This window comes from Hydrogenophilus thermoluteolus (assembly GCF_003574215.1).
GTDB classification, from domain to species: domain Bacteria; phylum Pseudomonadota; class Gammaproteobacteria; order Burkholderiales; family Rhodocyclaceae; genus Hydrogenophilus; species Hydrogenophilus thermoluteolus.
The window spans coordinates 498,265-511,448 of sequence record NZ_AP018558.1 but is presented as its reverse complement, the minus strand read 5'-3'; the positions used below and the strand labels follow the sequence as shown (position 1 = coordinate 511,448).

General features: G+C 63.0%; 14 protein-coding genes. 9 read left to right on the top strand and 5 right to left on the bottom strand.

Features of this window, described 5'->3' with window-relative positions; genetic code table 11:
• Positions 1–10 precede the first annotated feature (10 nt).
• The gene (locus tag HPTL_RS02495) at positions 11–892 is read right to left on the bottom strand and encodes an IclR family transcriptional regulator (protein WP_119334566.1); all 882 of its coding nucleotides are present in this window, start codon (positions 890–892) and stop codon (positions 11–13) included.
• Between the two features lie 107 nt (positions 893–999).
• On the opposite strand from HPTL_RS02495, the gene HPTL_RS02490 reads away from it, so the two are divergent.
• The 6 genes from HPTL_RS02490 to maiA all read left to right on the top strand — a co-directional run bounded on the left by HPTL_RS02490 (position 1,000) and on the right by maiA (position 6,263).
• A complete protein-coding gene (locus tag HPTL_RS02490; RefSeq protein ID WP_119334565.1) occupies positions 1,000–1,968 on the top strand; it encodes an MBL fold metallo-hydrolase in 969 nt (322 codons plus the stop codon).
• A gap of 74 nt (positions 1,969–2,042) precedes the next feature.
• Positions 2,043–3,728, top strand: coding sequence for an FAD-dependent oxidoreductase (locus HPTL_RS02485; RefSeq protein ID WP_119334564.1), 1,686 nt, complete (start codon positions 2,043–2,045; stop codon positions 3,726–3,728).
• A gap of 30 nt (positions 3,729–3,758) precedes the next feature.
• Complete coding sequence (locus HPTL_RS02480; RefSeq protein ID WP_119334563.1) at positions 3,759–3,983, top strand: DUF2783 domain-containing protein; 225 nt, start codon at positions 3,759–3,761, stop codon at positions 3,981–3,983.
• Between the two features lie 28 nt (positions 3,984–4,011).
• Entirely contained in the window at positions 4,012–4,569 is a 558-nt protein-coding gene (locus tag HPTL_RS02475) for a VOC family protein (RefSeq protein ID WP_179949082.1), read from the top strand.
• Between the two features lie 15 nt (positions 4,570–4,584).
• Complete coding sequence (locus tag HPTL_RS02470) at positions 4,585–5,601, top strand: fumarylacetoacetate hydrolase family protein (RefSeq protein WP_119334562.1); 1,017 nt, start codon at positions 4,585–4,587, stop codon at positions 5,599–5,601.
• A gap of 2 nt (positions 5,602–5,603) precedes the next feature.
• Positions 5,604–6,263 carry a maleylacetoacetate isomerase gene (gene maiA / locus HPTL_RS02465; RefSeq protein ID WP_119334561.1) on the top strand — a complete coding sequence of 220 codons (660 nt, stop codon included), beginning with the start codon at positions 5,604–5,606 and terminating at the stop codon, positions 6,261–6,263.
• A gap of 40 nt (positions 6,264–6,303) precedes the next feature.
• Here maiA and HPTL_RS02460 read toward each other — a convergent pair whose 3' ends face one another.
• The 4 genes from HPTL_RS02460 to paaN form a co-directional block, all read right to left on the bottom strand.
• A complete protein-coding gene (locus tag HPTL_RS02460) occupies positions 6,304–7,227 on the bottom strand; it encodes a cobalamin-binding protein (RefSeq protein ID WP_119334560.1) in 924 nt (307 codons plus the stop codon).
• Positions 7,184–7,702: a c-type cytochrome gene (locus HPTL_RS02455; RefSeq protein ID WP_119334559.1), complete on the bottom strand. Its 519-nt coding sequence runs from the start codon at positions 7,700–7,702 to the stop codon at positions 7,184–7,186. Before HPTL_RS02455 ends, HPTL_RS02460 begins: the two co-directional genes overlap by 44 nt.
• Before the next feature lie 126 nt (positions 7,703–7,828).
• Complete coding sequence (gene paaY, locus HPTL_RS02450; protein WP_119334558.1) at positions 7,829–8,437, bottom strand: phenylacetic acid degradation protein PaaY; 609 nt, start codon at positions 8,435–8,437, stop codon at positions 7,829–7,831.
• 4 nt (positions 8,438–8,441) lie between these two features.
• Positions 8,442–10,118 carry a phenylacetic acid degradation protein PaaN gene (gene paaN, locus HPTL_RS02445; protein ID WP_232000005.1) on the bottom strand — a complete coding sequence of 559 codons (1,677 nt, stop codon included), beginning with the start codon at positions 10,116–10,118 and terminating at the stop codon, positions 8,442–8,444.
• Between the two features lie 165 nt (positions 10,119–10,283).
• Between paaN and paaG the strand changes: the two genes are divergently transcribed.
• From paaG to paaI, 3 genes are read left to right on the top strand one after another with little or no spacing between them, the layout of a single operon-like run.
• A complete protein-coding gene (paaG, locus tag HPTL_RS02440) occupies positions 10,284–11,090 on the top strand; it encodes a 2-(1,2-epoxy-1,2-dihydrophenyl)acetyl-CoA isomerase PaaG (protein WP_119334556.1) in 807 nt (268 codons plus the stop codon).
• A 24-nt stretch (positions 11,091–11,114) separates the two neighbouring features.
• Positions 11,115–12,683 carry a 3-hydroxyacyl-CoA dehydrogenase gene (locus tag HPTL_RS02435; protein ID WP_119334555.1) on the top strand — a complete coding sequence of 523 codons (1,569 nt, stop codon included), beginning with the start codon at positions 11,115–11,117 and terminating at the stop codon, positions 12,681–12,683.
• Positions 12,684–12,689: 6 nt separating this feature from the next.
• Positions 12,690–13,175: a hydroxyphenylacetyl-CoA thioesterase PaaI gene (paaI, locus tag HPTL_RS02430; RefSeq protein ID WP_179949081.1), complete on the top strand. Its 486-nt coding sequence runs from the start codon at positions 12,690–12,692 to the stop codon at positions 13,173–13,175.
• Positions 13,176–13,184: the final 9 nt, after the last annotated feature.

Here is a 13,184-nt window from a genome sequence, read left to right as displayed (position 1 = left end):
TAGGGCCAATTTACCACGAAATGATCGGATCGGTCGACGACGGCTGCGCGCCGCCCTGCGTTGGCTCGAGCGCGTCAGGAACCGGCTCCTTCTCTGCAGTGTCCGGCACGAGCTTCTTTGGGTCGCCCCCGACGCGCTCGGTGACCGTTTGCGCCGCACGACGCACCGCTTGCGCCATCGGCCCATCCCAATCCGGATCGAAACTGTCCTCCGGCCCCAGCACCGTGAGCGCCAAAGCCAGATGGCCGTTGTGGTCGAACACCGGAGCGGAAAAGGCGTTGATACCGGGAATCGGCTGCCCGACTACCCGCGCCATCGCGTGGCGCCGGACCTCTGCTACCTGCTCCTCGACGAAACGGCGCGAAATGCGCAAACGCTGACTGCCCACCGCGAGCCGCTGCAACTCGCGTTCGATCAGCGGTTCGATGAGCCGCGGCGGCAAATACGCCGCGAAAACCCGCCCCGTTGCGGTGGTCAAGAGCCCCATCACCGTACCGGGGCGCATATTGACGTGGATCGCGCGTTGGCACTCTTCGACATCGACGACCGTCGCTCCCAGGTTCCCCCACACCGCGATCGCGACGTTTTGCCCCACTTCGTCGGCAAGCTGCGCCGCCACTTCGTTGGCGACCCGTACCGGATTGAGCGCGTGCAACGCCGCTAGGCCCATGCGCAACGCAAACGCGCCCAACTTGTAGCGGCCGGTCAACGGGTCTTGCTCGACCAACCCCAACTTCCCAAAGCTGACCAGATAGGGGTGCGCTTTCGCCGGCGTCATCCCCGCTGCGGCCGCCAGCTCTTTCAACATCATCGGCACGCCCGCATCGGCAAGCGCCCGCAGCAATTGCCCACCCACTTCGACCGATTGAATGCCCCGCCGTTCTCCTGACATGGTCACCTCGACGTTCGTTGCGGCGATAATTCGATAATAACAAATCTATTGACAATAGTTGAATCGCGCGCTAAGCTGTTTGCAATCATACGGGAAAGGAACGAATCATGACACAAAAAGCCTTTGCTTCCGTTGCCGATCTGGAAGAGAAAGCGGTCTCGTTCGTGCAACTCTCGGAACACGCCTGGGCCTTCACTGCGGAAGGGGACCCCAACACCGGCGTGGTGATCGGTGACGACGCCGTGATGATCATCGACGCCACCGCAACCCCCGTGATGGCGCAGCAGGTGATCGGCAAGGTGCGCGAAGTGACCAATAAGCCCATCAAATACGTCACCCTCACCCACTACCACGCCGTTCGGGTCCTTGGCGCGTCGGGCTACAAAGGGGAGGGACTCGAGCAGATCATCGCCAGCTACCCCACCTACGAATTGATCTGCGAACGTGGGGAAGCCGACATGAAATCGGAGATCGGCCGCTTTCCGCGCCTCTTTCGCGCGGTCGACAGCATTCCCGGTCTCACCTGGCCCACGCTGACCTTCAAAGAGGAGATCACCCTGTGGATGGGCGATCTCGAAGTCCGCATTTGGCACCCCGGACGCGGCCACACCAAAGGCGACACGGTGGTCTGGCTCCCGCAAGAAAAAGTGCTCTTTGCCGGTGACCTGCTCGAAGCCGAGGCGGCGTGCTATACCGGCGACGCCTACCTCAGCGACTGGCCGGAGACCCTCGCGCGGCTCGAAGCGCTGGGCGCGGAAAAAGTGGTTCCGGGGCGCGGACCGGCGCTGACCACACCGGAATCGATCCGCAACGCCTTCGCCTATACGCACGATTTCGTCACCACGCTGTTCGATTCGGCGAAAGCGGCGGTGGCGCAAGGGCTCGACCTCAAAGGGGCGATGCGCATCGCCCGCGAACGGATGGACCCGAAATTCGGTCACGTCTTCATCTACGAACACTGCTTGCCGTTCGACGTCACGCGCGCGTACGACGAAGCGAGCGGCATTCGCGATCCCCGCATCTGGACCGCGGAACGCGACCAGGAGATGTGGCACGCCCTCCAAGAAGAAGCATAACTAACGCAGAGAGCAGAAGACCCAACCGCCTCCGCGCGCTGCATATCCTGACCCACCCAGAGGAGGTAATTCGTATGCTCAAAACGTACCAATATCCGAAATATCCCTTCGTCCGACCGGCCGAACTCGACCACCCCGAGCAGACGCGCCACGTCCCGGTGGTCGTCGTCGGTGCCGGGCCCGTGGGGATGTGTGCCGCGCTCGACCTGGCGCAAAAGGGGAAACCCGTGTTGCTCCTCGACGACGACGACACGGTTTCGATTGGTTCGCGCGGCGTCTGCTACGCCAAACGGGCGCTCGAGATCCTCGACCGCTTGGGCGTAGGCGAACGGGTCGTCCAAAAAGGGGTATCCTGGAACGTCGGTCGAACCTTCTACCGCAACGACGAAGTCTTTTCGTTCAACCTCGTCCCCGAACCCGACCACCACCGCCCCGGCATGGTCAATCTCCAGCAATACTACCTGGAAGAGTACCTGGTCGACGCGTGCCGCGCCACCCCAGGGCTCGAGATGCGCTGGAAAAACAAGGTGATCGCAGTCACGCCGAGTGAGACAGTAGTCGCGTTGCGGGTCGAAACGCCGGAAGGGGCCTATTCGCTCACCTGTGATTGGCTGATCGTCGCCGACGGCGCGAGGAGCCCCATCCGCCACATGCTTGGCCTCGACATCGAAGGCAAGATCTTCATGGACCGGTTTTTGATCGCCGACGTGGTGATGAAGGCCGATTTCCCTGCTGAGCGCTGGTTCTGGTTCGACCCACCGTTTCATCCGGGCCAATCGGTCTTGCTGCACAAACAGGCCGACAACGTCTGGCGGATCGACTTTCAGCTCGGATGGGACGCCGACCCGGAACTGGAAAAACGTCCGGAACGGGTCATCCCCCGCATCCAGGCGATGCTGGGGGACGATCGCGAATTCGAACTCGAATGGGTGAGCGTCTACACCTTCCAATGCCGCCGGATGAACCGCTTCAACCACGGGCGCGTCCTCTTCGTCGGCGATGCGGCGCACCAAGTCTCCCCGTTTGGTGCCCGTGGCGCGAACTCCGGAATCCAGGATACCGACAACCTCATCTGGAAACTCAACCTGGTGCTGGAAGGGAAAGCCCCGGCGACGCTGCTGGATACCTACAGCGAAGAGCGCTGCTACGCGGCGGACGAAAACATCATGAATTCGACGCGCAGCACCGACTTCATCACCCCAAAAGGCAACGCGAGCAAAACGCTGCGTAAAGCCGTTTTGACGCTTGCGCGGCACCACCCCTTTGCGCGCAAACTCGTGAACTCCGGCCGCCTCTCGGTCCCCAGCTTCTACGTCGACTCGTCGCTCAACACGCCGGACTGCGACGCGTTCAACGGCCGCATGGTGCCGGGCGCCCCGATGGACGATGCGCCCGTCACCACACCGGCCGGCACGCCGGGTTGGCTACTCAACCACATGGGCAACCGCTTCCAACTCCTCTATTACACCGAGGATGCCAGCACGATCGACCCCGCCACCGCAGCAACGCTCACCCGCTGGGCGATTGCGCCGGTGCCAATCGAACCCCTCGTGATCGCAACTCAGGGCACCGCGCCGGACAACATCGCAACCCTGCACGACGGCAATGGGCGCGTTCGTGAGCGCTACGACCTCACCCCCGGCTCGGTCTATCTGCTGCGCCCGGATCAACACGTCGCGGCACGCTGGCGTACGCTCGACCCAGACGCGATCGACGCCGCGCTTGCCCGTGCCACCTATCGCGACCGTTGGGCGGACTGAACCCAAGCGCCGTTCGGAAAGGAGCCGATCATGTCACTCAACACCCAATCCAACTTCCACAACCCGGAAAAACACACTTTCTACGACTATTCCCCCGGTGACGACTTCTACGCGATGTTGATCGAAGCGCACCGTGACCTGAGCGACGAGCAAAGTGCGCTCCTCAACGCGCGGCTGGTACTGCTCCTGGCAAACCACATCGGGGATCTGCGCATCCTCGAAGAAGCGATCACCGCAGCAAAAGCCGACTTGTGACCACCCACCACCGAAGAGGAGACCCATCATGAGCCTCATCAAAAAGATCCACCACGTTGCGTATCGGTGCCACGACGCCTATGAGACGGCCAAATGGTACGAAAAGCACCTGGGGATGAAATTGATCTTGTCGATCGCCGAAGACGAGGTCCCGTCGACCAAAGAGCCAGACCCCTACATGCACATCTTTCTCGACGCCGGGAACGGCAACATCCTGGCGTTCTTCGAACTCCCCACCCGTCCGCCGATGGGGCGCGACCCCAACACCCCGGCGTGGACGCAGCACATCGCGTTCGAAGTGGAATCGATGGACGTGCTTCTCGAAACCAAAGCGCGACTCGAAGCCGAAGGGATCGAAGTGGTCGGCCCCACCGACCACGCGCTCTTCCAATCGATCTACTTTTTCGACCCCAACGGCCACCGCATTGAACTCGCTGCAAACACCCTTCGCCCCGGCATGCTCGAAGCACTGGACAAAGTGAAATGGGAGATGCTCGAAGCGTGGCGGCAGACGAAGCGGGCACCGCAACACGCCCGTTGGATGCACGACGGCCGTTACAAAACGATGTTCCCAGAAAGCCAATAAAGGAGAGAACCGCCGATGAAGTTGGCCACCCTCAAAGCGGGTGGCCGGGATGGCACGCTGGTCGTCGTTTCTCGCGACCTGACCCGCTGCCAACCGGTCCCCGAAATCGCTCCCACCCTACAAAAAGCGTTGGATGACTGGGCGAACGTCGCCCCGCAACTCGCCGCGGTCTATGAGGCCCTCAACGCAGGCGCCGCCCGCCACGCCCAACCGTTCGACCCGCGTACCTGCGCCTCACCCCTACCCCGAGCGTACCAATGGGCGGACGGTTCCGCGTACCTCAACCACGTCGAGCTGGTGCGCAAAGCACGCGGCGCCGAAATGCCCCCCGCTTTTTACGACGACCCCCTGATGTACCAGGGTGGCTCGGACAGCTTCATCGCTCCGTACGACCCCATCCGCGCCAAAGTGTCGTGGGGCATCGACTTCGAAGCGGAGGTCACCGTCGTCACCACCGACGTGCCGATGGGCATCGACCCCGTTGCCGCGCGCAACCACATCGCGCTGGTGATGCTGGTCAATGACGTCAGTCTTCGGAACCTGATCCCAAACGAACTCGCGAAAGGGTTTGGCTTTTTCCAATCGAAACCGGCAAGCAGCTTCTCACCGGTTGCGGTGACCCCGGACGAACTGGGTGACGCGTGGCGGGACGGCAAAGTCCATCTGCCGCTGCGGGTGAACCTCAACGGCAAGCCCTTCGGTTTTCCCAACGCCGGGGTCGACATGCAGTTCGATTTTGGCCGCCTGATCGCCCACGCGGCGACGACGCGCGAACTCGAAGCTGGCTCGATCATCGGTTCCGGCACCGTCTCGAACAAACAAGGGGGCCTCTACGGTTCGAAGGTCGAAAATGGCGGCGTCGGCTACTGCTGTATCGCCGAAGTACGCATGCTCGAAATCATCGAGACCGGTAAACCGCAAACCCCCTTCATGCAAGATGGCGACACCGTCACCATCTGGATGACCGACGACGCCGGAAACGACATCTTTGGCCGAATCGAAAACCGGGTCGAAGCGCTGCCGGAGGGGTGACGATGTACCGCCTCTACAGCTACTTCCGCAGCTCCGCCGCGTACCGTGTCCGCATCGCACTTGAACTCAAAGGGATTCCCTACGAAATCGTGCCGGTGAACCTCCTTCAGGGCGAACAAAAACGCGAAACCCACAAAGCGCGCCACCCTGCGGGGCTCGTCCCGGTACTGGAAGTGACCACAGCGGATGGCCATACGCAGCGGTTCACCCAATCGCTCGCGATCATCGAATACCTGGACGAAATTCATCCCACCCCTCCGCTGCTTCCCGCAGATCCGTTCGCACGCGCCCAGGTTCGCGCGCTGGCACAGCTCGTCGCGTGCGAAATCCACCCAGTCAACAACCTGCGGGTTCTCAACTACCTCACCGGGACGCTTGGGGTCGACGAAGCGAACAAATTGGCGTGGTATCGCCACTGGATCGCCGAAGGGCTCGCAGCGCTCGAAGCGATGGTCACCGCAGCCGAAAACCCGGGCGGCCCCTTTGCTTGGGGCGATTCCCCCACGCTGGCCGACTGTTGCATCGTGCCGCAACTCTTCAACGCGCGGCGGTTCGAATGCGATCTCACGCCCTATCCACGACTCACCGCAATCGAAGCGGCTTGCCAGAAACTCCCAGCGTTTCAGAAAGCAGCACCTGCGACGCAGCCCGACGCGCGATAATAAGAGATCCTTCGCGTTGCTGACCAAGCGCGCTACCGCGCTAAACGGTCCGGTCGCAACCGGGTCGAGATTGCGCAGCTGCCTGCGCCGCCCGCTCGATCGCCTGCGCCAGCGCTTGCAGCCCATCGGTGAGCGCCGCGGGTCCCGGTTGCAGGATGAGCGGCGATTTGATCTCGACGAGCTGCCCGCGCGCCACCGCGGGGATCGCGCCCCACCCCGGGCGCGCCGCCACCTGCTCCGGGCGGAACTTCTTGCCACACCACGAACCGATGATCAGATCGGGCGCGGCACGCACCACCTCCGCCGGGTCGGCGATGATCCGGTCACGCGCCAACGGCGCCTGCGCCCGCTCCGGGAAAAGGGGTTCACCGCCCGCCAGCGCGATCAGCTCATGCACCCAGAGGATGCCGCTGATCATCGGCTCGTCCCACTCTTCGAAATAGACCTTGGGCCGCACGGGCAGGCGGTTCGCGGCCTCGGCCACGGCGTGCAACCCCGCGGTCAGTTGCGCGACGAGCGCCTCCGTTCGTTCCGACGCGCCAACCCACGCCCCCAGGCGCCGAATGTAGGCGAGGATCCCCGCCACCGACCGGTGGTTGCTCACCCAGACCTCGACCCCGGCGCGAATCAGGGTCGCGGCGATCTCCGCTTGCATGTCGGAAAAGCCGATCACCAGATCGGGTTCGAGCTTCAGGATTTCGTCGATCTTGGCACTCGTGAACGCCGAGACCTTTGGCTTTTCCTTCCGTGCTTGCGGCGGCCGCACGGTAAAACCCGAAATCCCGACGATACGCCGCTCCTCGCCCAAAAGGTAGAGTGTTTCGACGCTCTCCTCGGTCAAGCAGACGATCCGCTGCGGCCACGGGTCATGCGCGATCCCCTGCGCCCATGCGGCACGTTCCGAATCGGTTTGCGCGGGATCACTTTTTGCGGTAGTCACGGTGGCAATCTTGGCACGTGTCATAGACGCGGTCGTACGCCGCTTTGAGTGCCGCACGCGCCTGCGTTTCGGCTCTGGCACTTCCTTGCGGTGCGAGTGTGCCCAACTCCTTTTGCACCGCGGTGTTGAGCCCAGCAACCGCTCCCAGGAAAGCCTCTTTTCGGCGTTCGAACCCGGCAAGGTCGGTACACGTCTGGGGCTTGACCTTTGCGGGCGGGTAGCAGGTGTCCTCGCGGAAATAGGGCCAGGGCTTTTCGGCCAAATCGAGGAAGCGACGGAAATGGCCTTCGAAGCGCGCGGCGTCGAACGGCCCTTCGCGCAACATCACCCCCATCGGCTCGAATTCGCGCAGCATCGCTTTGAACAGCTTCTGCCGCGTCGCGACGGGTTGCCCCGGTTTGGTGTCTTGCGGCTCTGGCTGACAGGCGGAAAGGAGCAACGCCGCGACCGCAGCGCAAAACATCCCCAAAACACGAGAAGGCGGTTGTCGGTTCATCATGAAAAAATTATAGCGTACGCCAACCGATCACCTAACCAGACACACGTATGTTGACAAACAGAACACGGCTGGGGCGCACCATTTCCCACGCCATAGTGCCCCCAATGCGTGGTACAAACCCGCGCTTCAGCTCCCTTCCCGCCGCTTCGCCACCAACGGAACCACCCCCGGCATCTCGAAGCGCTTCCGTCCCGGTTCGGCTTGAGCCAGTGGTGTACAAGGGCGCAGCGTCGCGAGGGAACGGCGCGTCAAATCTTGGTAGGTGCGCGTCCCCTCCTGCTTCCACGCCAGCTCTTCATCGGTGACCTGGCGCACGATCTTCGCTGGCGCCCCGACGACGAGCGAACGGGGCGGTGCGACGAACCCGGCTTTGACGAACGCGTGCGCAGCGACGATCGACCCCGCACCGATTTCGGCCTCGTCCATCACCACCGCGTTCATGCCCACCAGGGCGTCTTCACCGATTCGGCAGCCGTGCAGAATCGCGCCGTGCCCGATGTGGCCATTGACCCCGACCACCGTGTCGCAGCCGGGAAAGCCGTGCAGCACGCAGCAATCCTGGACGTTACTCCCGGCTTCGAGGATGATGCGGCCGAAATCACCACGCAAACTCGCGAGCGGCGCCACGTAACACCCTTCGCCGATAAACACGTCCCCGATCACCACCGCGTCCGGATGGACGAACGCGGTGGGATGGACCACGGGCTTGAGCCCATCGATCTCGTAAAAGGGCACAGCGTTACTCCTTCACATGCCAACGGCGCTGCACGACAGCGAAACGGCGCGCGACGAACGCTGCGTCACAGTAGCTGGCGTTCGCCGCCGGGTTGAGACCGGTACCGTGGTAGTCGGAAAACGCTGCCGACTGGTTCACGTAGACGCCGTCGGTCAAATTGAACGAAAGCGCGACACCGGCACGCAGGCTCGCATCGACCATCCGCTCCTGGTACGCGGGATCGATCGAGTAGCACCCCAACGTCAATGCGCCGTGTTCGCGTACGATCCGCTCGGCGCGCGCCAGCGCCGCGTCGCGGTCGGCGCAACGCACGACGAACGCGATCGGCCCGAAACGCTCCTCCAGATAGGCCGCTTCGTCGTTTTCGTCACAGGTGATGAGCACCGGCGTTTGCACGCGGGCATTGGGATACTCGGGGTGGGTGAGCGCTTTGCTCGCCAGTGCCACGGCACCGAAATCGCCCCGGTTCGCCGCATCGATGCGCGCCATCGTCTCGTCGGACTGCACCGCGCCCAGCACCGCGAACGCCACCCGCGGATCGGACAAGAACGCGTCGATTGCCGCGGCCAGGTCGGCAACCACGGTCTCGTACGGCTTCACGCCGTCGGGTGTCTGTACCCCTTGCGCGGGAACCAAAATCGCCTGCGTCGTGGTGCACATCTGACCGGAATAGAGGGAAAGCGTAAACGCCAGGTTTTTCAACAGGCCAGCGTAGTCGTCCGTCGATTCGATCACGACGGTATTGACCCCGGCCAGTTCTGCATAGACCTGCGCCTGGCGGCAGTTGTCGATGAGCCATTGCCCGAACGCGCAGCCGCCGGTGAAATCGATCGACTTCACCGCCGGGTGCTGGACGAGCTGCTGGGTAGCCTGGCGATCGTCGAACACCGCCAATTGCACCACGTTCGGGTCGCACCCGGCCTCGGTCAATACGTCGCGCAGCACCCGTACCGTGATCGCCGCAGGCAACACTGCGTTGCTGTGGGGTTTGACGATCACCGGGTTGCCAGTTGCCAACGCCGCAAAGAGCCCCGGATAGGTATTCCACGTGGGGAAGGTTCCGCAACCGATCACCACGCCGACGCCGCGGCCGACGATCTCATAGCGCTTCTCCATCTTGATCGGGGGATTTTTGCCCTGGGGTTTTTCCCAGACCGCCGCTTTGGGGATCCGGCTCATTTCGTCCCACGCATACGCAACCGCCTCGAGCCCACGGTCCTGCGCGTGCGGCCCCCCTGCTTGGAACGCCATCATCCACCCTTGGCCGGTGGTATACATCACTGCGTGCGCCACTTCCATACTGCGCTGGTTCAAACGGACCAACGCTTCGAGCAGCACGCCCACCCGCCCTTCGGGGCCAAGACGCTGCCACGCGGGCATCGCGTTTTCTGCCTGGCGGACCAGGGTTTCGACCGCAAAGACCGGGTACTTCGGCGTCAATTCCACCCCGTAAGGCGACCGCTCGGTTGCGACCCACCGCTCGGGCGTACCTTGATCCTGCAAAGGGAATTCGCGGTCGTGGTAGGCAAGCGCTGCCGCTTTGCCTTCGGCCATCGCATTTTCCCCGTAGACTTTCGGACTGGGCATTTCGGGGAACGGAGTCCAGTAGCCACGCGTGTGAATCGCACGCACCGCCTCTTCGAGCAGCGCTTGATGGCGCGTAAACCATTCTTGAGACACGGTATCTCCTCCTTCAGGATATGTGGCAACAAACTTTAACATAGACAAACCGGTTAGAAAATATCGAAAAAAGCGGTTGACTTTGATGCAGGTCAAGTATAGTATTTATCGAACGGTCGGTCAAACAAGTGCACAACCCACACGAAAGGACGGAGGAGACCTCAGATGGAGACGGCCTGGCGCACGATTCTGTATCGTGAAGCAAACGGCGTGGCGTGGCTAACCCTCAACCGCCCAGAGCGCCTCAACAGTTTCACGACCGAAATGCACGCCGAAGTGCGCGAAGCTCTGGCGCGCGTTGCGACACAGCGGAAAGCCGGTACGGTGCGCGCGCTGGTGCTCACCGGCGCGGGGCGCGGCTTTTGCGCGGGTCAAGACCTCAACGATCGCGCAGTCGCGCCGGGTGAAGCCGCACCGGATCTGGGTGAATCGATCGAAAAAAACTACAAACCGCTCGTCCTCGCGTTGCGACAGCTCGATTTGCCCGTGATCGCCGCGGTCAATGGCGTTGCTGCGGGAGCGGGGGCCAATCTGGCGCTGGCGTGTGACCTGGTCTTTGCGGCACGCTCGGCGAGCTTCATTCAGTCGTTCGCGAAGCTTGGTCTTGTTCCCGATACCGGCGGGAGCTGGACGCTGCCGCGGCTGGTGGGTCCGGCGCGGGCGCTCGGGCTGGCGCTCTTGGGTGAGAAACTTTCGGCGGAAGAGGCTGAACGGTGGGGGTTGATCTGGAAATGCGTTGACGATGATGCCCTCATCCCCACGGTCACAGCGGTTGCCGAACAGCTTGCCGCGGGCCCCACATACGGCTACGCCCAAACCAAAAAACTCATCTGGACCAGTTTCGAATACGCCCTGGCGCAGCAGCTCGACCGCGAACGCGACGCAATGCGCGCGTGTGGGCAAACGCACGACTATCAAGAGGGCGTTCGCGCCTTCTTGGAAAAACGTCCTCCCCGTTATCTTGGCCGCTGAACGCACTGCGGAGGGAGTTCTCCGATGACCCAAGCCACCGAAACCCCATCCCAAGCCCTTCCGCCCAGCGCGCCGGTACTTGTCATCGGCGCGGGCGCGATGGGCCGCGGAATTGCCCAGGTTGCCGCCACGGCGGGCCACCCCGTCACCCTCTACGACCTCGACGCAGCGCAACTCGACGCTGCGAAAGCTGCGATCGAGCGGGACCTCGCCAGCGGCGTCGCAAAAGGCAAGATCCCCGCTAAAGCTGCCGAAGCAACGCAGGCGCGACTGACGTACACCCAAGACTTTCGCGAAACGGCACCGCTGGCTGCGCTGGTAATCGAAGCGATCGTCGAAAACCTGGAGGTCAAGAAAACCCTCTTTCGCGACCTCGAAGCGCTCGTTGCGCCGCACACGATCCTGGCCAGCAACACTTCGTCGCTCTCGATCACCGCGATCGCAGCACCGCTCACCCACCCCGAACGGGTGGTCGGGATGCACTTCTTCAACCCCGCCACCCACATGAAATTGGTCGAAGTGGTGAGCGGCCTACAAACCGACCCTGCGGTTGCGGAAACCGTCCAAGCCACCGCGCGCGCGTGGGGCAAGATTGCGGTACGCGCGAAATCGACACCCGGCTTCATCGTCAACCGCGTCGCCCGCCCCTTCTACGGTGAGGCGCTGCGGCTACTCCTCGAACAGACGAGCGACACCGCCACCATCGACGCGATCCTGCGCGACGCCGGTAACTTCCGTATGGGGCCGTTCGAATTGATGGACCTCATCGGCCACGACGTCAATGCCGCGGTGACCCGCTCGGTCTGGGAAGCCTACGGTTACGACCCCCGTTTCCAACCGAGCCTCATCCAAGAAGAGTTGGTCCGTGCCGGACACCTTGGCCGCAAAAGCGGGCGGGGTTTTTACGACTACCGTGAAGGGGCGCACAACCCGGCACCACAAGAAGCCGAACCGCACCCGCTCGCCGACCCGAACGCTTCGCTCATCGGCGACCATCCCGCGCTCGACGCCATGGCTACCCGGTTACACAACGGCGGCGTTGCGGTCAAACGGGCAACCGTCCCGTCCGAACCCTGCATCGAAACCCACGGCGTGCGGATCGTCCTGACCGACGGTCGCCCTGCAACGCTCCGCGCGTTGGCAGAACAAAACCCGTCGCTTGCCGTTCTCGACTGGGTGCGTGACTGGAAGAGCGCGACGCGCATCGCGGTGGCGTTCGCCGCAACCACACCGGACGCGGCGCGCGCGCAGGCGATCGCCCTCCTGCAAGCAGCCGGGTTGCGGGCCGCGGTGATCGCCGACACCGCAGGGCTCGTTTTTGCCCGCACGCAGGCGATGCTCGCCAACGAAGCAGCGGACGCCGTCCATCAAGGCGTAGCCAGTGCCGAAGAGATCGATCTGGCGATGCGCTACGGCACCAACTACCCAGAAGGGCCTCTGGCGTGGGCGGAACGGGTGGGCGTCATCCAAGTCACCCAACTGCTGCGCCATCTCCACCAGTTCACGGGCGACCCGCGCTATCGCGTCTCCCCCTACCTTCAGCTGCGCGCGGCAGAGGCGGCCCTCAACCGGGCTCCGCGCCACTTGGGATGAGCCACGATGAACACGAACACGCCTCACGGCTCGACCACGTTTGCGCCTGACCCACAAACCGTCGCCAATGCGGTCGGGGAAGCGATGTACGCGCGCGACTATTGCGCCCAGCACCTGGGCATCACGCTCGAGGCGATCGCCCCCAACTACGCGCGCATGACGATGACCGTGCGCCGTGAGATGTTGAACGGTTTTGCGATCCTGCATGGCGGCATCCTCACCACACTGGCCGACACCGCGTTTGCTTACGCCTGCAACAGCGGCAACGAAATGACCGTTGCGGCAGGCATCGCCACCGAATTCTTGGCGCCCGCGCACGAAGGCGATCAGCTCACCGCCGAATGTCGCGTCGTTGGCGAAGCGGGACGTACCGGCGTTTATGATGTCACGGTCACCAATCAGCACGGCAAACTGATCGCGGTGATGCGCGGCAAATCGTACCGCCGCAAAGGTCACCCGATCTGTCCCGTCGAATCGAAACCACACCCATGAGGAGGAAAC